The 19219-nt window shown below is 73.2% G+C and carries 22 protein-coding genes; 10 read left to right on the top strand and 12 right to left on the bottom strand.

The features are described 5' to 3' along the window. Positions 1–49: 49 nt before the first annotated feature. Positions 50–1393 (bottom strand): protein kinase, encoded by a 1344-nt coding sequence (locus tag ABZW11_RS42750; RefSeq protein WP_355431060.1) that lies wholly within the window; start codon positions 1391–1393, stop codon positions 50–52. Positions 1394–1773: 380 nt separating this feature from the next. Then, positions 1774–2787, bottom strand: a complete 1014-nt coding sequence (locus tag ABZW11_RS42755; RefSeq protein WP_355431063.1) for an SDR family NAD(P)-dependent oxidoreductase — start codon at positions 2785–2787, stop codon at positions 1774–1776. Between the two features lie 74 nt (positions 2788–2861). Between ABZW11_RS42755 and ABZW11_RS42760 the strand changes: the two genes are divergently transcribed. Then, the gene (locus tag ABZW11_RS42760; protein WP_355431066.1) at positions 2862–3803 is read left to right on the top strand and encodes an AraC family transcriptional regulator; all 942 of its coding nucleotides are present in this window, start codon (positions 2862–2864) and stop codon (positions 3801–3803) included. Between the two features lie 46 nt (positions 3804–3849). Here ABZW11_RS42760 and ABZW11_RS42765 read toward each other — a convergent pair whose 3' ends face one another. Beyond that, positions 3850–4638, bottom strand: a complete 789-nt coding sequence (locus tag ABZW11_RS42765) for an oxidoreductase (RefSeq protein WP_355431069.1) — start codon at positions 4636–4638, stop codon at positions 3850–3852. Positions 4639–4746: 108 nt separating this feature from the next. Between ABZW11_RS42765 and ABZW11_RS42770 the strand changes: the two genes are divergently transcribed. Then, positions 4747–5343, top strand: a complete 597-nt coding sequence (locus ABZW11_RS42770) for a helix-turn-helix domain-containing protein (protein ID WP_355431072.1) — start codon at positions 4747–4749, stop codon at positions 5341–5343. Here ABZW11_RS42770 and ABZW11_RS42775 read toward each other — a convergent pair. The 4 genes from ABZW11_RS42775 to ABZW11_RS42790 all read right to left on the bottom strand — a co-directional run bounded on the left by ABZW11_RS42775 (position 5336) and on the right by ABZW11_RS42790 (position 8868). Then, the gene (locus tag ABZW11_RS42775; RefSeq protein ID WP_355431075.1) at positions 5336–6301 is read right to left on the bottom strand and encodes a hypothetical protein; all 966 of its coding nucleotides are present in this window, start codon (positions 6299–6301) and stop codon (positions 5336–5338) included. The two genes, ABZW11_RS42770 and ABZW11_RS42775, sit on opposite strands and share 8 nt — an antisense overlap. Before the next feature lie 64 nt (positions 6302–6365). Beyond that, positions 6366–6959: a response regulator transcription factor gene (locus tag ABZW11_RS42780; protein ID WP_355431079.1), complete on the bottom strand. Its 594-nt coding sequence runs from the start codon at positions 6957–6959 to the stop codon at positions 6366–6368. Positions 6960–7079: 120 nt separating this feature from the next. After that, positions 7080–8198: a sensor histidine kinase gene (locus tag ABZW11_RS42785; protein ID WP_355431082.1), complete on the bottom strand. Its 1119-nt coding sequence runs from the start codon at positions 8196–8198 to the stop codon at positions 7080–7082. A 169-nt stretch (positions 8199–8367) separates the two neighbouring features. Further along, positions 8368–8868, bottom strand: coding sequence for a hypothetical protein (locus ABZW11_RS42790; protein ID WP_355431085.1), 501 nt, complete (start codon positions 8866–8868; stop codon positions 8368–8370). A 149-nt stretch (positions 8869–9017) separates the two neighbouring features. On the opposite strand from ABZW11_RS42790, the gene ABZW11_RS42795 reads away from it, so the two are divergent. After that, positions 9018–9389 (top strand): hypothetical protein, encoded by a 372-nt coding sequence (locus ABZW11_RS42795; RefSeq protein ID WP_355431088.1) that lies wholly within the window; start codon positions 9018–9020, stop codon positions 9387–9389. Between the two features lie 16 nt (positions 9390–9405). On the opposite strand, the gene ABZW11_RS42800 is transcribed toward ABZW11_RS42795, so the two are convergent. From ABZW11_RS42800 to ABZW11_RS42815, 4 genes are all read right to left on the bottom strand, one after another. Further along, complete coding sequence (locus ABZW11_RS42800) at positions 9406–10716, bottom strand: hypothetical protein (RefSeq protein WP_355431091.1); 1311 nt, start codon at positions 10714–10716, stop codon at positions 9406–9408. 178 nt (positions 10717–10894) lie between these two features. Next, complete coding sequence (locus ABZW11_RS42805; RefSeq protein ID WP_355431094.1) at positions 10895–11233, bottom strand: transcriptional regulator; 339 nt, start codon at positions 11231–11233, stop codon at positions 10895–10897. Continuing rightward, positions 11230–11649, bottom strand: coding sequence for a hypothetical protein (locus tag ABZW11_RS42810; RefSeq protein WP_355431096.1), 420 nt, complete (start codon positions 11647–11649; stop codon positions 11230–11232). The genes ABZW11_RS42805 and ABZW11_RS42810 overlap by 4 nt, the downstream gene beginning before the upstream one ends. A 308-nt stretch (positions 11650–11957) precedes the next feature. Beyond that, positions 11958–12821: an alpha/beta hydrolase gene (locus tag ABZW11_RS42815; protein WP_355431099.1), complete on the bottom strand. Its 864-nt coding sequence runs from the start codon at positions 12819–12821 to the stop codon at positions 11958–11960. A gap of 111 nt (positions 12822–12932) precedes the next feature. Between ABZW11_RS42815 and ABZW11_RS42820 the strand changes: the two genes are divergently transcribed. The 3 genes from ABZW11_RS42820 (at position 12933) to ABZW11_RS42830 (ending at position 15518) form a co-directional block, all read left to right on the top strand. Continuing rightward, positions 12933–13865 carry a squalene cyclase gene (locus tag ABZW11_RS42820; RefSeq protein WP_355431101.1) on the top strand — a complete coding sequence of 311 codons (933 nt, stop codon included), beginning with the start codon at positions 12933–12935 and terminating at the stop codon, positions 13863–13865. A gap of 79 nt (positions 13866–13944) precedes the next feature. Next, positions 13945–14175 carry a phospholipase D-like domain-containing protein gene (locus tag ABZW11_RS42825; RefSeq protein ID WP_355431149.1) on the top strand — a complete coding sequence of 77 codons (231 nt, stop codon included), beginning with the start codon at positions 13945–13947 and terminating at the stop codon, positions 14173–14175. 188 nt (positions 14176–14363) lie between these two features. Further along, positions 14364–15518, top strand: coding sequence for a DUF3500 domain-containing protein (locus ABZW11_RS42830; protein WP_355431104.1), 1155 nt, complete (start codon positions 14364–14366; stop codon positions 15516–15518). A gap of 2 nt (positions 15519–15520) precedes the next feature. Here the strand turns inward: ABZW11_RS42830 and ABZW11_RS42835 are convergent, their stop codons facing one another. After that, complete coding sequence (locus tag ABZW11_RS42835; RefSeq protein WP_355431107.1) at positions 15521–15886, bottom strand: STAS domain-containing protein; 366 nt, start codon at positions 15884–15886, stop codon at positions 15521–15523. A 221-nt stretch (positions 15887–16107) separates the two neighbouring features. Here ABZW11_RS42835 and ABZW11_RS42840 point away from each other — a divergent pair, with 221 nt between their 5' ends. From ABZW11_RS42840 to ABZW11_RS42855, 4 genes are all read left to right on the top strand, one after another. After that, positions 16108–16425 (top strand): winged helix-turn-helix domain-containing protein, encoded by a 318-nt coding sequence (locus ABZW11_RS42840; RefSeq protein ID WP_355431110.1) that lies wholly within the window; start codon positions 16108–16110, stop codon positions 16423–16425. A gap of 61 nt (positions 16426–16486) precedes the next feature. Beyond that, positions 16487–17845 carry a serine hydrolase domain-containing protein gene (locus tag ABZW11_RS42845; RefSeq protein WP_355431113.1) on the top strand — a complete coding sequence of 453 codons (1359 nt, stop codon included), beginning with the start codon at positions 16487–16489 and terminating at the stop codon, positions 17843–17845. A gap of 15 nt (positions 17846–17860) precedes the next feature. Continuing rightward, the gene (locus ABZW11_RS42850) at positions 17861–18652 is read left to right on the top strand and encodes a MerR family transcriptional regulator (RefSeq protein WP_355431116.1); all 792 of its coding nucleotides are present in this window, start codon (positions 17861–17863) and stop codon (positions 18650–18652) included. 41 nt (positions 18653–18693) lie between these two features. Beyond that, entirely contained in the window at positions 18694–19209 is a 516-nt protein-coding gene (locus tag ABZW11_RS42855) for an XdhC family protein (RefSeq protein ID WP_355431118.1), read from the top strand. Positions 19210–19219 lie beyond the last annotated feature (10 nt).

The raw sequence follows: 19219 nt of genomic DNA on the forward strand, positions 1-19219 counted from the left end.
TTCGCCGCTTCGGTCAGGCTCCAGGTGGCGTTGTCGTGGGGTGGGGCTTTCAGGGAGCGGCCTCCTGCCGCCACGGCGCCGCCACGACCAGCGCCGTCCCGGCCAGCGCCACCGCCAGAGCTCCGCTCGCCACGAGCACGCCTCGCTTTCGCGACGGCCGAGCGGGGCTCCCCGCGCCTCCGCCACCGGCCCCTTGCGGCCAGGTGGGCGGCTCAGGCGAGGACGGCGGCTGGGAAGGCGCCGCCTGAGGGCGGGGCTCCGGCGTGAAGGGAGCGTGGTGGCCCGGGGGCAGGGTGCCGGAACCGGGCGGCTGGGAGGCGGAGGTGCTGAGCGCGCTGGGAGCCGCGGGGCCGGAGAGCGGCGGCCAAGGCTCGGGGTTGGTGGCGGCGCCAGGGCTGGAGTGCTGCTGGTTGGTGGCGGGGCCCATGGGGTTGGGGACCGCGGGCAGCGGATCCGGGGTGGGGGAGGAGGCCGCCTGCGACGGGGTGGGGGTCGGCTTGGGTGGGGTGGGGAGGGGTTCTGAGGTGGAGGAAGCGGGGTCGGTGCGGGGGACCGGGGGCAAGGCGGGGAGGCCGGTCAGGGCCGGGGCCGCCTGGTGGAGGGAGGCGGCGACGGCTTCGGCGGCCGGGCGGGCGGCCGGGTCCTTGGCGGAGCAGGTCCAGATCAGCGTCCACAGGGCGTCGGGCATGCCGGGGAGGCGGCGGGGCATGGCCGTGGCGTGCTGGCGGAGGAGCGCCATCGGGTGGTCGCCGGCGAAGGGCGGGCGGCCGGCGAGCAGCTCGTACAGGATGAGGCCGAGGGCGTAGACGTCCACGGCGGACGTGGCGGCGTCACCCTCGGCGACCTCGGGGGCGAGGTAGGCGGGGGTGCCGATGATCGAGCTGGTGCCGGTCAGGCCGGGTCCGTGCACGATGCGGGCCACGCCGAAGTCGCTCAGCCGCGCCCGCCCGGCGGTGTCGATCAGCACGTTCCCCGGCTTGACGTCCCGGTGCACGACGCCGAGCGCGTGCGCGGCGGCCAGCGCCTCGGCGACCTGCGCCATCAGCCGGGCCGCCTCCGACGGCGGCAGGGTGTCGCGCTGGCGCAGCAGGCCGCGCAGGTCGCCGCCCTCGACGAGGTCCATGACCAGGGCGAGCCGGTCGCCTTCGACGACGAAGTCGCGTACCGGCACGATGTGGGGGTGGCGCAGGCTGCGCATGACGTTGCGTTCCTGGACGAAGCGCAGCACCAGGTCCTGGTCGGCGGCCAGGCCGTCGCGCAGCAGCTTGACCGCCACGATCTCGCCGGTGTCGCGCAGGCGCGCCCGCCGTACCGTCCCCATGGCACCGCCGCCGATCTCCTCCAGCAGCACGTACCGGCTCCCCAGAGACGCCTCGGACTCGTCCTGAGCCATCTGTCGTGATCCCCCTCCGCCGCATTGTGGAGATCAACAATAGCCAGGGCGGGCGAGGTCCGAGCAAGATCACACAATAGCGGTCCGGTATGAGGTGGCGGCGAGCGTTGCGGCTCGTGGGGGAGGGGCCGGCGGAACGGCTCCCGAACCGGGGCTTCGCCGTCCCCGACACCGGGGCGGCGCGGTGGCGGCAGATCGCCGGGGCCAGGGCCCTGACCGAGCCGGCCATGCTATGCCTGGCCATCGAGCGCGGTGACCTGGAGGGGGAGGCGCGCGTACGGGCCGCCCATCACCGCCTCGCCGGCACACCGCCGTACGAGGATGATCGCGACGCCCCGTACGGCGAGGCATGCCTTGAGGCATGTCCAAGCGCGGCGGGGTCAGGTGTTGAGCAGGCGTTCGCTCAGGTCCCAGAGGCGGCGGGCCGACTCCGGGTCGAGGGCGTGGGGGACGACGTAGGAGCGGATCTCGTCGTCGGTGCCGAAGTTGATCTCGGTCGGTTCGTCCACCGGCGAGATGTCGTTGTCCTTCAGGTAGACGCCGCCGATGTCGTCGAGCAGCGGGCTGGTCGCCGCGAAGACGCTGGTCGAAGCCCCCTGCTGCGGGGTCTTCAGCTCGCGGTCGGGGTCGTGTACCGGCCGGCCGGACTCGTCGATGATGCCCATGGCCCGCAGCTCGGCGTCGCTCAGCCACTGCCGGCGCTCCTCGCCGACGGCCAGGTGAGGCCCGAGGTCGGTGCCGTGAACGATGCCGGGGTGCACGGCGTACCCGCGGATGCCGTCGGCCTTCCACCGGCGGTCCAGCTCGACGGCGAACAGCACGTTGGCCGTCTTGGACTGGCCGTAGCCGAGCATGCCCTCGTAGCCGGTGGTGAAGTGCGGGTCGTCCCACCGGATGTCGGACAGCCGGTGCCCGCCGGAGGTCACGTTCACGACGCGGGCGCCGTGCGCGGCGCGCAGGGCGGGCAGCAGGCCGAGCGTGAGCTGGAAGTGGCCGAGGTGGTTGGTGGCGAACTGGGACTCGTACCCGCGCGCGTCCCTGACCAGCGGCCCGGACATGATGCCGGCGTTGTTGATCAGGATGTGCAGCGGACGTCCCGACGCGAGACAGCGGTCGGCGAAGGCGCCGATCGAGGCGGGGTCGAGCAGGTCGAGCCGGTCGACCTCGACCCGCTCGATGCCCTCCAGCGCCGGAGCCGCACGCTCGGGGCTGCGCGCGCCCACGAGGACCGACGCGCCCGCCCTGCTCAGTGCCCGGGTGGTCTCCAGTCCGATGCCGTTGTGCCCGCCGGTGACGATGACGTTCCTGCCGGACAGGTCGATGCCCTTGAGCACGTCGTCGGCGGTGGAGGCGGCGGTGAATCCGGACCCGATGGGATGCTGTGTGTCGTTCATGCCTCCAACTCTGGCCGCCGCCGTCCGTACTCTGAATAATTGACAGTGCGTATTTTCTGCTCGATAGTACGGCCATGCGCGGTGACCAGCTCTCAGAGGTGTTCGAACTCGTCGAGGTGCGCGGCCAGATGACGGGCGCGTTCGAGGTGTACGGCCCCTGGCGGTCGCGGCACGAGATCGGCGACCCGCTGAAGCTCATCGCGATGGTCCACGGGCACGGGCGGCTGCTCGCCGACGGCCTCGACACGCCGATCGAGCTCGGGCCGGGCGAGGTCGCCATCCTGAACGGGCGCTCGTGGCTGCACATCGAGGGCGGCGCCGGCGACGGGCCGGTGTGCGACTTCCTGCCGGGGCCCGGCTACAACTCCTACGGCCACGACGACGGCGACGGCCCGCCCGACGTCGTCGTGGGCGGCCACATCGAGGTCAACCACGTCGGGCGGACGCTGCTCGCGCAGGCGCTGCCGCCCGTGGGGCACGTGCGCGCCGCCGATGCCTCCGCCCTGCACCGCAGCCTGCGCCTGCTGGCCGAGGAGGCGAGCGCGGGCCGGGTGGGGTCGGCGTTCGCGATCCGGCAGTACGCCCAGCTCCTGGTGCTCGAGCTGCTGCGCGCCTACGTCGATCAGGCCGACCTGCCCCCTGGCTGGCTGCGGGTGATGACCGACGAGCGCCTGAGCCCCGCGCTCACCCTCATGCACGGCGAGCCCGGCCGGCCCTGGAGCCTGGAGGAGCTGGCCAGGGCCGCCGCGATGTCGCGCACCTCGTTCGCCGAGCGCTTCAGGAGGCTGGCGGGGGTGCCGCCGCTGACGTACCTCGGCCGGTGGCGGATGCTGCTGGCGCGGCGGGCCCTGCGCGACGGCGACGTGCGCGTCGGGTCGCTGGCCGCCGAGCTGGGTTACGGGTCGGAGAGCGCGTTCAGCACCGCGTTCAAGCGCGAGGTGGGCATGTCGCCCCTGCGCTACCGCTCCCGCGCCCGCCAGGCGGGCGAGCCCGACCCCGCCGCGGCACCCGCCTGAAACACACCGGCCCGCCCGCACGCCGCCACCCCCTGAGCCGGGCGGGTCAGGCGGTCTTGATGACGCCGCCGTCGATGATGTGATCGGCGCCGGTGACGCTGGCCGCGTGGGGTGAGGCCAGCCACGCCACCAGCGAGGCGATCTCTTCGGGCTCGATGAGCCGGCCGGTCGTCACGCCGGTGGCCGCCGGCAGGCCGGCGAGGAACTGCTCCAGCTCCACCCCGTGCATCCCGGCCAGCAGAGCGCCGTACCCGCCCGGCTCCTCCCACATCGCGGTGCGGACGGCGCCGGGGGAGATCGTGTTGACCCGCACCCCCTTCGGCCCGACCTCCTCCGACAGCGCCTTGCCGAACACGGTCAGCGCCGCCTTGGCCGTCGCGTACGGCATCGGCCCGCCGCTCGGCATCCGCGCCGAGATGGAGGAGATGTTGACCACGCTGCCGCGCCGCCGCAGCAGGCTGGGCAGGGCGGCGCGGGTGGCGCGGATGGCGCTGAAGAGGTTCAGCTCGTAGGTGCGCTGCCAGAGGTCGTCGCTCATGTCCGCGAACGGGCCGGCGACCTCGGCGGTCGCGTCGCCACCGCCGACGTTGTTGACCAGCAGGTCGAGCTCGCCCAGCTCGGCGAGCGCCTGCGTGATCAGCTCGCCGGGCCCGCCGGGGGTGGCGAGGTCGGCCGACACCGTGACCGCGCCGGTCTCCTTGAGCTGAGGGGTGATCGTACGCGCCGCCGCGACGACCCGCATGCCCTCGGCCGTCAGCGTCCGCACGATCGCCAGGCCGAGGCCCTTGCTCGCGCCCGTGACCACGGCCGTCTTGCCGCTGAGGTGCAGATCCATGTCATCTCCACGTGCTAGTCGCATCAATGTCGTTGCGGCAACCATAGAACTTGCACAGATTTGTTGCAAGTTCGCGCGTAAGCGGAGCGATCACGTATTCTTCTGGGCGTGAGTGGGACGACCCGGGCGTTGCGTTCCGACGCCGAGCGCACGGTGCGCACGATCCTGGAGGCCGCGGAGCGGGTGTTCGGCGCGGATCCGGCGGCGAGCATGGAGCAGGTCGCCGAGGCGGCCGGGGTGGCGCGCACGACCGTCCACCGCCGCTTCGCCTCCCGCGAGGCGCTGCTGGAGGCGCTGGCCGCGGTGGCGGCCCGCGAGTTCGGCGCTGCCGTGGACGCCGCACACCCCGAGACCACCCCGCCGCTGGTCGCGCTCTACCAGGTGGCGGTCAACGTGCTGCGGGTCAAGCGGCAGTGGCCGTTCGCGCTCGAGCTCGACAGGCCCGGCGACAGCGAGCCCGCCTGGGCGCACGCCGAGGTGGAGCTGCGCTGCGACCGCCTGCTCCAGCGGGCCAAGGACGACGGCGTGCTGCGCGCCGACGCGGACCTGGACTGGGCCAAGTGGGTCTATTACGCGCTGATCGGGGTGGCGGCGCGGATGCGCGAGTGCGAGATCGACGCCGCCGCCACCCGCGTGGTCGACACCCTGCTGTGCGGTGTCGGCACCGGCCAGGGCCTGACGCGCAAGGGGACCGACGTCAGCTGAGCTCCATGACGCTCGTCCTCAGGCGGGCGGCGATCACCGCCAGGAGCGCGACGGCGGCGACGGCGAACACCACGTCGCCCACCAGGTCGGCCGCCGGCGCCACCGGTACGGCGGAGGGCTGCAGAAAACCGTGCCAGGCGTACGTGAGCATGCTCCCCGCACCCAGCGCGAACGTCTGGCGCAGGCCCCAGCCCGACCGGCGCGACCAGCGGACCGCCAGGACGCAGACGACGGCGTACACCGCCAGGTTGATCGCGACCACCGGCCACGCGCCGAGCATCCCGGAGGCCAGGTTCGCCAGCCAGAACACCGCGCCCGCCGCCATCGAGCAGCCGAGCACCGGCCACGGCCCCGGCGCCTGGCCCGCGTCCGTCCCTGCCGTCCTGCGGCGCAGCGCCACGAACGCGAGCAGCGCCACCGCCACCAGCACGCCCACGACCTGCGCGGCCGACGGCACGTACGCCCCCGGATCGAACGCGGACGCCATCACCGCGCCCAGCACGAACAGCACCCCCGCCGCCACCAGGCCGGGCACGCGCAGCCACGGCTCCGACGCCCTGGCGGGCACCAGCGCCTCCATGACCGCGATCGGGGCGCAGACGCTGCCCGCGACGTGCACGCCGCCGAGCACGAAGCCGGCCCACCAGGCGCTCATCTCGACCCCGGGAATCCACGCCTGAGCCGTCAGGTCCATCCCCGCGAAGCTCGGGGCGAACAACGAGCGGGTGACCAGGCCCTCCTCGATCAGCGCGTACGCCAGCGCCAGCAGGACGATGCCCGGCCAGCCTGCGCCCGTGCGCCTGGCCAGTTCGCGGATGAGCAGGGCGCCGCCTCCGTACAGCGGGGCCAGCGCCACGAGCGCCGGCAGCATGGTGATGGGCAGGTTGCCCAGCAGGAACTCGCCGGCCAGCGGCGAGAGGAAGAAGAGCCCGATGGCGGGCGCGACACGTTTCAGCATGTCTCCAGCCTCGCGAGCGCCGGATCGGGCCGGTAGTGACGATCGTCAGGGGTTGCCGCGGTCGTCAGAGCCAGCCTCTGGCCTCCGCGGCACGCGCCGCCTCGGCCCGGTTGCGCGCGCCCAGCTTGCCGATCGCCGACGACAGGTAATTGCGTACGGTGCCGTCGGACAGGTAGAGGCGTCCCGCGATGTCGGCGATGGTGCCGCCCTCCGCTGCCGCGCGGAGGACGTCCCGTTCGCGGCTGGTGAGCGGGTTCGCGCCGACGGACAGGCTGGCGGCGGAGAGCCCGCGGTCGAAGACCTGGCCACCGGCGTGCACCAGGCGTACCGCGTCGGCCAGCTCACCGGCTCGGGCGTCCTTGAGCACGTACCCGGCCACGCCCGCGTCCTTCGCCCGCCGCAGATACCCGGGCCGGCCGAACGTGGTCAGAATGATCACCTTGACGCCGTCCAGCAGGCCCGCCGCGGTCAGCCCGTCCAGCCCCGGCATCTCGATGTCGAGCAGCACCACGTCAGGCCGGCACCGCTGCACCGCCCCAGCGACCTCGTCCCCCCGGCTGACCTGCCCGACCACCTCGATCCCTTCCTCCAGCCCCAGCAACGCCGCCAGCGCCTCCCTGACCAGATGCTGATCGTCGGCCAGCAGCACACGAATCACGGCGACCCCCTGAAGGCGGAGTGAGCGACACGCCGCCGGACTGCGGAACGTGGAGCATGACGGATCCCTGGGAGCGGTGCGGGCCGGCGGCGGGACCCGCCCCCCAATGGGGCGCGCGGATCACGACAGGTCCGCTGGGCAGGCGCGGGCGAGTGGCGCGGTGCCGGGCACCGGGATGCGCGCGCTGAGCAGGAAACCGCCGTCCTCCGCCGGGCCGCCGGTGAGGATGCCGCCGGCGACCTCGATGCGCTCGGCGAGGCCGCGCAGGCCGTTGCCGGCGCACCCGTCAGCTGCGTCTTCCGATCCCCGGCCGTCGTCACGCACCTCCGCGTACGCCTGCCCGTCCGCCACGCCGAGCCTGATACGGCAGGTACGGGCGCCGCTGTGCCGGACGACGTTCGTCGTGCCCTCCCTGACCACCCAGGCCAGCACAGGTTCCGCGGCCGGGGGGAGCGGCCCGACCGCCACCTCCAGCCGGACACCGGCGGTGCCGAGCGCGCGGCGCGCGCCGTCCAGCTCGTCGGGCAGCGACAGCTCCCGGTAGCCCGAGATCGCCTCGCGCACCTCAGCGAGCGCCTGCCTGGACAGCTCCTCCACCTGCTCCATCTCGGCTCTGGCCCGTGCCGGGTCGGCGCCGGCCAGCCGGGCGGCGAGCTGGCTCTTCACCGTCATGACCGCCAGGCTGTGGCCGAGAAGATCGTGCATGTCGCGGGCGAACCGCAGCCGCTCGTTGTCCACCGCCAGCCGTTCCACCTTGACGTTGGCCTCGCTCAGCGCCCGGTTGGCGGCGTTGAGCCGGAGAAAAGCGCGAATGGCGGCGGTGAACACCGCCGCCTGCAGCGGGATCCACCACAGCTCCGCCGGGGACTCGCCGAGCAGCGGCAGAGCGGCCGTGCCCGCCGCGATCGTCGCGCCCGCCGCCGGCGGCAGGGCCCGCTCGGGCAGCGCCGTGGCGACCGCCGTGATGAGGAAGAACGAGGTCGCGAACACCCACATCACGCCCAGCGCCGGCGCCATCGCCGCCGCGATCGCGTACAGCAGGATCAGCGCGTACGGGGTGGCGTTGCGATGCGGCCGCTCCAGCGCCGTCCACGCGACCCGCAGATACAGCCCGGCGAATCCCACCACCCCCGTCACCACCGCCACGACCCCGGCGGGGGACGGCCCCGAGGCGAGGAACCCGGGAATCGGCCACACCAGGACGACGAGATAAACGGAGGTCCAGAACCGGGCCTTCATGCCAGCCACCCTAACCAGCAGCCCACCCGTACGAACCTGACGAATGTCACAAAGCCTGAAGCGAACGAGTGGACGTACCGCTGCGGCCGGCGGTATCGCTACGGTGATCCTGCCCCCCGCTCAGAAAGCGGCCGGACCCGGTGGGATCGCGGGTCCGGCCGCCGCGTCGTCAGTTGACGCAGTCCTGGCGGTCGAGGGCCAGCACCAGCTGGCGCACCTTGCCCTTGGACTCCAGGAACGCGTAGTACGCGCGCGGGTTGCCGGGCACCGTCACGAACCGGAACCCGCTCGGCGCCGTCCTCAGCCCCGGGTACGCCCTGTTGACCTGCCTCATCGTGGAGCCGAGTCCGATGCCGCGCGGCGTACGCATGCCCTTGCCGGCCAGGATCACGGCGACGCCGACCCGCCTTGAAACGTAGACGCCCACGTTGTTCCGCCCGGTCGGAAACGCCCGCAGGTCGTAGCCCGCGCAGCCGGACGCCCCCGCCCGCCGCTTGAGCACGATCTTTCCCGTGGCCCTGGCCTTCGCCGCGCTCATGCCGAGCTTGACCGTGCCGTAACCGTACGGGCCCAGGGTGGGCCCGGCGGTCTGGGCGGTCTCGGCGAGCGCGGGCGAGGCGGTGAGCAGCAGCGCGCCCCCGGCCAGCACAGCGGTGATCGTCTTCTTCATGGCCTCTCCCCGTAGTTCGGTGTCCTGCTTCCTTTGTGTCGTGTGGTTCGCGGGAGATTCGTACGGGAGGTCCGCGGTGGATGACGGGGTCGCCGGGAAAAGGAGATCCTCGGAGGAGATTTGTCGGTGGCGTTGGGCAGAGTGACCGCATGACCGAGTCACCAGCCGGCATCGCCATGTCCAACCCCGCCGTCCCCATCCCCGCCCCCACCACCGCCCCCACCGCCCCCACCACCGCCAACGTCACCCCCGAAGCGAGCCACGGCCCGCCGGACCTCGCCACCCCGGCCGGCGCCGATCAGCCGCTCGTCTGCACCGTCTGCGGGGGAGTCCTGGTGGGGGTGCCGGCCAGCGCCTACACGGTGGCGCGCGGACGCCTGATCCTCGCCAACGGCTACTGCAAGGGCAGGTGCGCCCCCTCCAACCGCACGGAGGCGGGCAACCCCGGGCAGGGCGGCGCTCCTGGGCAAGGCAGTGGGTCCGGCCAGGCCGGCGGTCCTGGGCTGGGTGGTGCACCCTGACGGAGCCTTCGCGGCCTCAGCCGTTCTGCCGTTCGTGCCGGTCGCTCGCACCGGTCGCCGTATCAGGGGTTGGCAGGTCGTAGCCCTCCTTGCGCAGGGCCCGCCGGTAGGTGGCGTCGATGGCGCGCCGGAGCAGTCGCGCGAAGACGGCGAGCAGCTTCGCGAGGCCGCGCAGGGCGGGTGTCTTCGCGGCGAGTTGCCGCGTCGTCGAGGCCATCAGCTCGGTGCGGGTGGCGTCGTCGGCGTGTCCGGACGCGTCCCAGATGTTCGCGTCGGCCAGTGCCTGGTTGTGGCGTACCTCGGCGTGTTCCACGGTGACGACCAGGGCGAGCTGCGGCACGGCGCTGCCCTGTGCCATGCCTGCCAGCAGGTCCGGGTCGTCGGTCGGTACGGCGGTGCCGCTGAGATGCAGCACGTCGGTGCTCCCCGGCATCAGCGCGGCTGCCGAGAGCCGGCCGTCGGTGAGGAGGTTGCGGGAGGTGTCCGCGCGCTTGTTGCCCCGGCGGTCGGGGATGGCGAGCGTGTGCCCGTCCAGTACCCGTACGAATCCGGCCACGTCGCCGCGCGGGCTCGTGTCACTGCTCGTGTCACTGCTCGTGTCACTGCTCCCGTCGCCGTCCCAGGAGGACAGGACGACGAACGGCGTCGCCGCCAGCGCCTCACGAACGCCGGGCTCTGACAACGGGCCGCCGGGATCGTCCGCATCCGCAGGCGGCCGCCCTGGGGCTCCTGCGTGGGCTGGTGGCCGGAGGTGATCGCCCACAGTCTCTGACGGTCGGTCGGCCGCCGGATGACCGGGAGCGTCCTTGCCCGGCGGCGGTGGGTCGTCGGTGGTGATCGCGGGTGTCCTTCGCCCGGCGGACGTGGGGAGCCGCTGCCGGCCCGGGGGGCTCCACAAGCGGGAGCGGAGGATTGCGCGGGCGCAGTGCACATATGCCTGTTCGACGGTGATGACCAGGTGGCCGGGTGTTCGCTCGGCGACCGTGCCGTTCACGCGCAGGGTCTCGCCGACACCGGGCAGCAGGAAGACGAAAGAGACGGGCCCTGTCACGTCCAGGTCTGTGACGATGGCCAGGCGGGTGGATGATTCGGGTCGGGCGAAGCCTGGTCGGCCGCCGATGACCGTCGTCCGGGGGCGGCCGCCGGCGTCGAGGTGGCCGAAGCCGGCGAGCGAGGCGACGGCCAGCATGTCGCGGCAGGCGTCGTCCAGTTCGGCGAGTTCCTTCATCCGTACCATCGCGGACGGACGCCCGATGATCGCTTCGAGTTGCTCGACCGTCGTGATCCGGTTCTTGGCGGTGGCCGTCTTTCGGGCGGTCGGAGGCATGGCGTTGCTCGTCATGAGAGACCTCAGGGGTCGGGATGGACAGGACGGTGTGGAGTCACGCTGTCCAGGCGCGGGGCAGCGCGACGGTGGCCGCGCCTCCCATGGGACGCGCCATGCGCTCACGCCGGCGGATCCGGTCAGGGCAGGGCGGTGGCAGAGGGGCCCGGTGGGGTGATCGTCACCGGCGCCGTCGGGGCTCGGGGGACGGTTCGGCGGGCGAGGTCGCTTCGGCTGGGGTGTCGAAGAGGGCTTTGAGGGCTTCGACGTGGCCGGCGTAGGCGCGGCGGCCCTCCGGCGTGAGGCGTACCCAGGTGCGGACCCGGCCCCGGCCGGTCGGTTTCGAGATCGTCAGGTAGCCGGCCTCCTGCAGCACCTTGAGATGCTTGCTGAGCACCGAGTCGGCCACGCCGAGGACGTCGCGCAGCATCCCGAACTCGGCGCTGGACGACGCGGCGAGGAGGGCGCAGACGCGCAGGCGGTTCGGGGCGTGCACGATCTCGTCGAACCGCCCGGTCATGCGCCCGCCCTGAGGCCCGCGCGAAGCTCGGCGTCGAACCGCCGGCACAGCACGACGGTGCCGGCGCACTCGACCACCGCCAGGCACCACACGAGCCACTGCAGGCCGGTCACCGCACCGGCCGCGAGCGCTCCGACGAACGTCAGGCCGGTGAGCACGCCCAGCATGCCGAGCCACCGGCCGGCGGGCCCGGCTTCGTACCCGGACACCCAGACACCGGTCAGCCGGCGATAGGCGCGGGCCAGCAGGGCGCTGCACGCGATCAGCAGCAGAAAACCGCCGATCTTGACGAAGACGTCGCCGAGCCCGAGGGCGAGCACGCATCCGCCCAGCAGCGCCGCGAAACCGGGGTGATACCACCACGGCGTGACCAGCCGATCGGCCAGCGCCGCACGCACGCTCGCAATGGCGGCCAAGCCGTCGGCACCGTGACTTTCCATAGCGGTAAGTCAATCACTTTCCAACAAGGAAAGTCAACGCCCGGGCTCCGAGGTGGTGCGGAGACAAGCAGCAGCCCTCCCCAGGCATGGGCGGAGAGGGCTGGTGTCCGATGTCGCGCGGTGGGTGGGCGTGGGGCGGGGGAGCCGAGCCCCTCGCCGTGCGGCCGGTGCCGAACGGGAGGCGGTCACCGTGTTCCATCTCTGGTGGGGAGCCCTGCCTGCCGTCCTGTGCCAGGGGGAGCCTCCTCTCAGGTTGAGGAGGCTCCCCCTGGGGCGGTCGGAGGTCAGGCGGAGTCGAGGACTTCGCGGAGCCGGACGGCGAAGGCGTCTGGCTGGCCGGCGTAGCCGAACTCGCCGTCCAGGAAGCCGCCGTGGTGGCTGGGGAAGACGGTGGCCTTCTGGCCCAGGAGGGTGGCGAGGGCTTCGGCGGTGCGGGCGGTGAGGACGCCGGTCGACTCCTCGCCGACCGCGATCACCACGCGGGTGGGGGCGGCGAGGAGGGTGGCGGCGTCGGGGCGGTAGTCGCTGACCGCCCATGAGCGGTCCGACAGGAGCGGGTCGTCACGGGAGCCGTCGTCCTCCGCCGGCATGCCGTACGCGGCCGGGTCGGGGGTGGGCTGGGCGAAGTAGTCGTCGGTGAACTCGCCCTGCCACGACGTCATCCCCATGAAGGCCACCATGCCGGCGCCCCAGCCCTTGCCGTCGTACGCCTCCTTGACCCCGGCGCGGGCGCGCAGGGCGGCCTCGGCGTCGGGCAGCAGCGACAGGACCGGCGGCTCGTGCGCCACCAGGGTGTGCACGTCGCCGGGGTGGGCGGCCACGAGGGCCAGCGCGGTCACCGCGCCGCCGCTGCTGGCGAACATGTCCACCGGGCCGCCGACGGCCTCGATGATCGCGTGGACGTCGCCCGCCTGCGTCTGCGGGGTGTGGTCGTCGCGGCCGTCCTTGCGGACGCTGCGGCCGAGGCCGCGCGGGTCGTAGGTGATCACCGTACGGTCGGTGAAGCGCGCGGCCAGCGCCCTGAACCCATTGGCGTCCATCGGCTGGCCGATCATGAACAGTGGCCGGTGCCCGCCCTGGGCCGGCAGCGGGCCGTGGACGTCGTAGGCCAGATCGACTTCGTCAGTCTTGAGCAAATGTGTCGTCATGCCCATGGAGACCTCCCCCGTTCGGAAAACTCATCGGTGCCGGCCGACCGAATTCACCTAGCGTACGGGACGCCCATTGATAGCGGTGTCCGCCTGGCGTACGGTGCGGCGATGGACGTGATCGGCTGGTTGCTCGGCTCCGACCCCGCCATCCGCTGGCAGGTGCTGCGCGACCTCACCGGCGCCGCGCCGGAAGAGGTCGCCACCGAGCGGGAACGCGTGGCCACGGAAGGCTGGGGGGCCAGGCTGCTGGCCCTGCAGGGCGCCGACGGGATGTGGGACGGCGGCGCCTGCTTCCCCAAGGGCTACACCGGCGGCGAGCCGGGTCAGCCCTGGACGACGACCATGCACACCCTGCAGACCCTGCAGATCTTCGGGCTCGACCCGGAGTCGGCACAGGCCAGGCAGGCGGTCGCGCTGGTCGACGAGCACGGCCGGTGGGAGCACGCCGGGCAGCGCTACTTCGACGGCGAGGTCGAGCCGTGCATCAACGGCAGGACGGTCGAGGCCGGCGCCTACTTCGGGGTGGACGTCTCGGCGATCGTCGCACGCCTGCTGGACGAGCGCCTGGAGGACGGCGGCTGGAACTGCGAGGCGGAGAACGGCTCCGTGCGCTCGTCGTTCCACACCACGCTCAGCGTGCTGGACGGCCTGCTCGAGTACGAGCGCGCGACCGGCGCCGACGGGAAGGTGCGGGAGGCGCGGCGCGCGGGGGAGGAGTTCCTGCTGGAGCGCGGCCTGTTCCGGCGCAGGAGCACCGGCGAGGTGGCCGACCCGGCGTTCCTGGAGTTCGCCTTCCCCTACTACTGGCGGCACGACGTGCTGCGCGCGCTCGACTACTTCCGCCGGTCGGGGGCCGCGCCGGACCCCCGGATGGCGGGAGCCGTGGAGATCGTCGAGGCGAAGCGGCAGCCCGACGGCCGCTGGCCGCTCGACCGGGTTCACCCGGGACGTGTGCACTTCGCGTACGAGGAGGGCGTCGGGCTGCCGAGCCGCTGGAACACCCTGCGCGCGCTCCGGGTGCTCGCCTGGTGGCAGAGCTGAGCCCCCCGTCCGCGTGAACGCGGTGCCGGCTGCGGCGTGCGCTGCTAGCGTCATGAAGCGATCTTCATAGTCGCCGGGGATCCACTCCAAGTACCTGCTCGTGGAGGGCAAGTACTACGGCGTGCCCGACCGCAAGATCGTCTGGACCGGCAGCCACAACTGGAGCTGGAACTCCCTGCGCCAGGCCGACGAGGCGCTGCTGCAGCTGGAGGACAACGCGATCTTCGACCGGTTCCGGTCGAACTACTACGCCGTACGCGTCGGCAGCGGCATCCGCTCGGCCGGGAACGGCACCGCCGCCCGCTGCTGACGGCGGGGTCAGGGCACATCACCCCGGCCGCGCCCCGCGCCATGACCTCTCCTGCCGGCTCTCTCATCGCCGCGAAGCCGGGCGCGGGCACCCCGACGCCCGCCGGCGGCGCCGTGCGGTCCAGCACGGTCGCTACCTTCCCATCGGATGCCCGTGCACGGATCATGCTTGATGACAGGATGGACGCGATGGAGACAGAGAAGGACGCCGAACGCGAGCTGGTGGCGGAGATGGCGGCCGTCGCGGCCGAGTTGCTCGACGGGCTGCCCCAGGAACCGGCCGCCAGGGCGATGCTGGCCCCGTTCGGCGATCCGGACGTGGAGGAGGAGCGCGTCCGCTGGTTCTACACCCCGACCGACCACGGCGGCGTGCCGCTGAACGAGCTGGACCCCCGGCGGCAGGGCCTGGTCATGCGGCTGCTCGCGACCGGCCTGAGCCGGCCGGCGTACGTCACGGCCTGCACCGTGATCGGCCTGGAGAACGTGCTCGACGCGGTGGAGGGCTGGGGCACCGACTGGGGCAGGGAGCGGGGCCGCGACCCCGGCCTGTACTGGGTGCGCGTCTTCGGCCGGCCGGGCGAGCGCCTGTGGGGCTGGCGGGTGGGCGGCCACCACCTGTCGGTGAACGTTCTGATCCACGACGGCACGATCGCCGCCGCGACCCCGTCGTTCCTGGGCGCCGACCCCGCCACGGCGCCGCTGCTCGGCGGCACGCTGCGCCCGCTCGGCGGTACGGAGGACCTCGCCCGCGACCTCATGGCCTCCCTGGGCCGCGAGGAGCGGGCACGGGCCCTGCTGCACCCGCGCGCGATCTCCGACATCGTCTCGGGCAACCGCGCCCGCGTCCGGCCGGGCGACCGCATGATCCGCGTCCCCGAACTGTTCCGCGGCCCTTGGCGGGAGCCGCGGCTGGCAGCGCAGGCCGCCAGGATCGACGAGACCGCCGAGCGCGGCTCCGGCTACACCGAGGACGACCACGCGGCGATGGCGCTCACCCGCGAGCCGCGCGGGCTGCCGGCCGGCGATCTGACCGCCGGTCAGCGCGAGGTGCTGCGCGCCCTGCTCGACGCCTACACCGGCCGCGCACCCGAGCCGGTGGCGGCGGCGTACCGGCGTCACTACCTCGCCGACGACCACCTCGACCAGGTGCGCTTCGGGTGGGCGGGCGCCGTCGAGCCGGGGCGGCCGCACTACTACCGGCTGTCGGGGCCGCGCCTGCTCATCGAGTACGACAACACGCAGCGCGGCGCGAACCACGCGCACTCGGTGTGGCGCGACCCCGACGGCGACTTCGGGCTCGACCTGCTCGCCGCGCACCGGTCGGGCCTGCCGCACCAGCACTAGCGTCAGGACGGGCGGCGCAGCTGTCCGGTGGCCAGGGCCATGGCGGCCTCGTGCACGTCGGCGTGGATGTTGAGGATGTCCCACACCCTGGTGATCTGCAGTATCCGGGCGGGCAGGTTCTGCACGGCGGCCAGGTGCAGGGTCCCGCCCTCCTGGCGCACGTCGGCGTGCACCCGCAGCAGCACGTGCAGGCCCGTGCTGTCCATGAAGGTCATCCCGTCCAGGTCGAGGATGAGTGGCCGGCCGGGCATGCGCTCGCGGCCGACGAACGACTCCAGGTGGTTGGCGTTGGTGGCGTCCAGCTCGCCGGCCACGGCGATGAGCACGCCGAAGGTCGAGGGCCGGCGGTGGACGGTGAGAGGAGACACCACGGTCTCGCGGGCGGTGTTCAGCGGACGAGGGGACGAGTGTGAACGGCGAACACGGAAGGGGAACCTCCAAGAGAACACGGCACTGACGCGGGCGCGACTGCCTCCATCTACGACGCTACGGCCGAACCCGGTTACAGGAAAGGCTTTTCGTCATAAGATCTTTGCCACAAGGGTTCTCGTACCGCCCCCACCCAGGCGGAGAGGTCGCAGGAGAGGCATTGAGCGCCGCGGACAACCGGCCGTCCACCTGGACGTTCCTCACCCACCACGCCCGCGTGCTGGTGGAGACCTCCCGCGACCCCGAGATGCGGCTCAGGGACATCGCCGAGCGGATCGGCATCACCGAGCGCGCCGTCCAGAACATCGTCTCCGACCTCTACGAGGCCGGCTACGTGCAGCGCGAGCGCATCGGCCGGCGCAACCACTACCGGCTCAACCTGGAGCAGCACTTCCGCTACCCGACCGAGGCCGGTCTGCCCGTCCGCCTGCTCATCGACATCCTCCTGGACCACGACCTGACCGAACTCGAGGGTTGACCCTGACCCTGCGTCAACCCTCGACCATGGTCGCCACCACGACCACGATCAGGGGGACCCCATGGGATTCGATCACGCGTACTGGCAGGACCGGCTCGACACGTTGCGCGCCCGCCACCACGTGCCGGGCGCGACGCTCGCCGTGCTGGCCGACGGCGAGCCGCACGAGCTGGCGAGCGGCGTGCTGCACCGGGGGACCGGCGTGGCGGCGACCGCCGACTCGGTGTTCCAGGCCGGCTCCATCGCCAAGGTCTACACCGCGACGCTGGTGCTGCAGCTCGCCGACGCCGGGCTGCTGAGCCTGGACACGAGGGTGGCCGACGTGCTGCCCGGCTTCGCCGTCGCCGACCCGGACGTCACGCGCGGCGTGACGATCGGGCAGCTGCTCACCCACACCAGCGGCATCGCCGGAGACTTCACGCTTGACACCGGCCGCGGCGACGACTGCCTCGCCCGTTACGTGGCGGCCTGCGCGGAGGCGGGGCAGGACTGCCCGCCCGGCACCGTCATCTCCTACAGCAGCACCGGGTACGCCCTCCTCGGCCGCGTCGTCGAGGTGCTCACCGGCCAGACCTGGGACGCGGCCCTGCGCGAGCAGGTGCTGGAGCCGCTCGGCCTGGAGCACACGATGACGCTGCCGGAGGAGGCGCTGCGCTTCCGTACCGCGATGAGCCATCTCGGCGGGCCGGGCGCCTGGCCGGAGCCCGCGCCGGTGTGGGACCTGCTGCCCCGCTCTGCGGGGCCGTCGGGGCGCGTCCTCGCCACCGCCGGCGACCTCGTCCGGTTCGCGCGGGCCCACCTCGACGGCGGTACGCCCGTGCTGTCGGCCGGATCCGCCGCCCTCATGCGCAGCCGGGCCGTCGAGTGCCTGGACACGTGGTCGTTCATGGCCGACGCCTGGGGGCACGGGTGGGCGCTGTACGACTGGGACGGCGTCGCCGGCTTCGGCCACGACGGGGCGGCGCTCGGCCAGTTCTCCTACCTGCGGGTGGTGCCCGGCAGCGGGGTCGCCGCCGCGCTGCTGACGAACGGGGGCCGGGCGGGCGAGCTGTTCGCCGGCCTGTTCCGGGAACTGCTCGGCGAGCTGGCGGGGGTGCGGATGCCCGGCCTGTTCGCGCCCGATCCGGACCCGGCCGAGGTCGAGGTGGGGCCGCTGACCGGCACGTACGAGCGGGCCGGCGTGCGCATCACGATCATCGAGCGGGACGGGCGGCCGCGCGTGCGCTGGCAGCTCACCGGCGGCAACGCCGGCTTCGCCGAGCCGATCGAGGCCGACCTGGTGCCGGTGTCGGACACCGTGCTCGCCATGCCGGGGCTCGGGCCGGTCGCCGTGCCGTGGCTGCCGCTGGTGTTCGGCACGCTGCCCGACGGCACCCCGTACGTCTACACCGGCATGCGGGCGGCCCGCAGAATCGGGTGATGGGAGACTGGCCGGATGCTGACCATCGGTGAGCTGGCTTCGTACGCGGGGGTGACCGTGCGGGCCGTGCGCCACTACCACGCCAAGGGCCTGCTGCCGGAGCCGCGCCGCGACCGCTCCGGCTACCGCAGGTACGACGCCGCCGCCGTGGTCGAGCTGATCAGGATCAGGACGCTGGCCGAGGCGGGGGTGCCGCTGGCCCGCGTACGCGAGCTGCTGCGGGCCGGCGACGAGGAGTTCGCCGCGGCGGTCGCCGACATCGACCGGCGGCTGCGCGCCGAGATCAGGCAGCGGCAGCGGCACCGCGAGCGAATCGCCCGGCTGGCGGCGGGCGACAGCCTGGCGCTGCCGGCCGGGGTGGTGGCCGTCCTCGACCGGTTGCGGGCGCTCGGCGTGGACGAGCGGATCGTGCAGGTCGAGCGCGACGGCTGGATCCTGCTGGCCGCGCACTCACCGGAACGGGTCGAGCGGTGGACGGCGCGCAAGCACGAACAGCTCGCCGATCCCCGGCTCATCGGCTTCTACCTCGCCCTGGGCAAGGCGCTCGATCACACCGGCGACGATCCCCGGCTGGTCGCGGTGGCCGACGAGCTGGCCGGGTTCATCGCCGAGCTGGCAGACGAACAGGGGGCCGAGCATCTCGGCGAGGGCGGGCTCGAACCGCAGCTCGTCCATCTGATGGACACGCTGGCCTTCGACGCGGCGCCGCCCGCCCGCCGGCTGATCGAGCTGCTCAAGCGGCGCGGCTGGACCGGCTGGACCCGGCTGGAACGCGTGAACCCACCCGGAGGCGACACCCCGGGCTGAGCGGCCTCCCCTGGCCGCGTGCCTCGTGTCAGACTGCCGGTATGACGCACATCCACGACGAGGACCCGGCTTGCGACGTCGCCCACGGCGCGAGCCCCGCGGCGGAGGCCGGCCGGACGCTGGTCGCCGTCTTCGCCTCCCCCGTGGCCGGGCATCTGCTGCGGTTCGGGGACGAGCTGGGCTTCCGTACGGTGCTCTTCGAGCCCGACCCGGGGCGGCATCCCGGCGACCGTCCCGCGGTGGCCCGGCTGGACGACGTCATCGACGCCACCTGCGACGTCGTGCTCACCGACCACCACCGCGACGAGATCGGGCCCGTGCTGCGCGACCTGCTCAAGTCCCCGGCCCGGTGGATCGGGATCATGGGCAGCCCGCGCCACGAGGGCCCGCACGTACGGGCGCTGACCGAGCTGGGCGTGGCGCCGGAGGAGATCGCCAGGGTGCACCGGCCGATCGGGCTCAACATCGGCTCGCGCACCCCTCCCGAGATCGCCCTGGCGACCGTGGCGGGGCTGATCGCCGACCGCAACGGCCGCCCTGGCGGCTTCACCTTCTGACTTCTGGACG

The sequence above is a fragment of the Nonomuraea sp. NPDC004580 genome, assembly GCF_040609855.1.
In the GTDB taxonomy this organism is placed as follows: domain Bacteria; phylum Actinomycetota; class Actinomycetes; order Streptosporangiales; family Streptosporangiaceae; genus Nonomuraea; species Nonomuraea salmonea.

Excerpts from the sequence above, each read along its gene's own strand:
- ABZW11_RS42850 (WP_355431116.1), top strand. The coding sequence starts at position 17,861 with ATGCTGACCATCGGTGAGCTGGCTTCGTACGCGGGGGTGACCGTGCGG.
- ABZW11_RS42785 (WP_355431082.1), bottom strand. The coding sequence starts at position 8,198 with ATGAAGGCCCGGTTCTGGACCTCCGTTTATCTCGTCGTCCTGGTGTGG.
- ABZW11_RS42820 (WP_355431101.1), top strand. The coding sequence starts at position 12,933 with ATGGACGTGATCGGCTGGTTGCTCGGCTCCGACCCCGCCATCCGCTGG.
- ABZW11_RS42765 (WP_355431069.1), bottom strand. The coding sequence starts at position 4,638 with ATGGATCTGCACCTCAGCGGCAAGACGGCCGTGGTCACGGGCGCGAGC.
- ABZW11_RS42750 (WP_355431060.1), bottom strand. The coding sequence starts at position 1,393 with ATGGCTCAGGACGAGTCCGAGGCGTCTCTGGGGAGCCGGTACGTGCTG.
- ABZW11_RS42805 (WP_355431094.1), bottom strand. The coding sequence starts at position 11,233 with ATGACCGGGCGGTTCGACGAGATCGTGCACGCCCCGAACCGCCTGCGC.
- ABZW11_RS42760 (WP_355431066.1), top strand. The coding sequence starts at position 2,862 with ATGCGCGGTGACCAGCTCTCAGAGGTGTTCGAACTCGTCGAGGTGCGC.
- ABZW11_RS42815 (WP_355431099.1), bottom strand. The coding sequence starts at position 12,821 with ATGACGACACATTTGCTCAAGACTGACGAAGTCGATCTGGCCTACGAC.
- ABZW11_RS42845 (WP_355431113.1), top strand. The coding sequence starts at position 16,487 with ATGGGATTCGATCACGCGTACTGGCAGGACCGGCTCGACACGTTGCGC.
- ABZW11_RS42830 (WP_355431104.1), top strand. The coding sequence starts at position 14,364 with ATGGAGACAGAGAAGGACGCCGAACGCGAGCTGGTGGCGGAGATGGCG.
- ABZW11_RS42800 (WP_355431091.1), bottom strand. The coding sequence starts at position 10,716 with ATGCCTCCGACCGCCCGAAAGACGGCCACCGCCAAGAACCGGATCACG.
- ABZW11_RS42755 (WP_355431063.1), bottom strand. The coding sequence starts at position 2,787 with ATGAACGACACACAGCATCCCATCGGGTCCGGATTCACCGCCGCCTCC.
- ABZW11_RS42790 (WP_355431085.1), bottom strand. The coding sequence starts at position 8,868 with ATGAAGAAGACGATCACCGCTGTGCTGGCCGGGGGCGCGCTGCTGCTC.
- ABZW11_RS42855 (WP_355431118.1), top strand. The coding sequence starts at position 18,694 with ATGACGCACATCCACGACGAGGACCCGGCTTGCGACGTCGCCCACGGC.
- ABZW11_RS42775 (WP_355431075.1), bottom strand. The coding sequence starts at position 6,301 with ATGCTGAAACGTGTCGCGCCCGCCATCGGGCTCTTCTTCCTCTCGCCG.
- ABZW11_RS42795 (WP_355431088.1), top strand. The coding sequence starts at position 9,018 with ATGACCGAGTCACCAGCCGGCATCGCCATGTCCAACCCCGCCGTCCCC.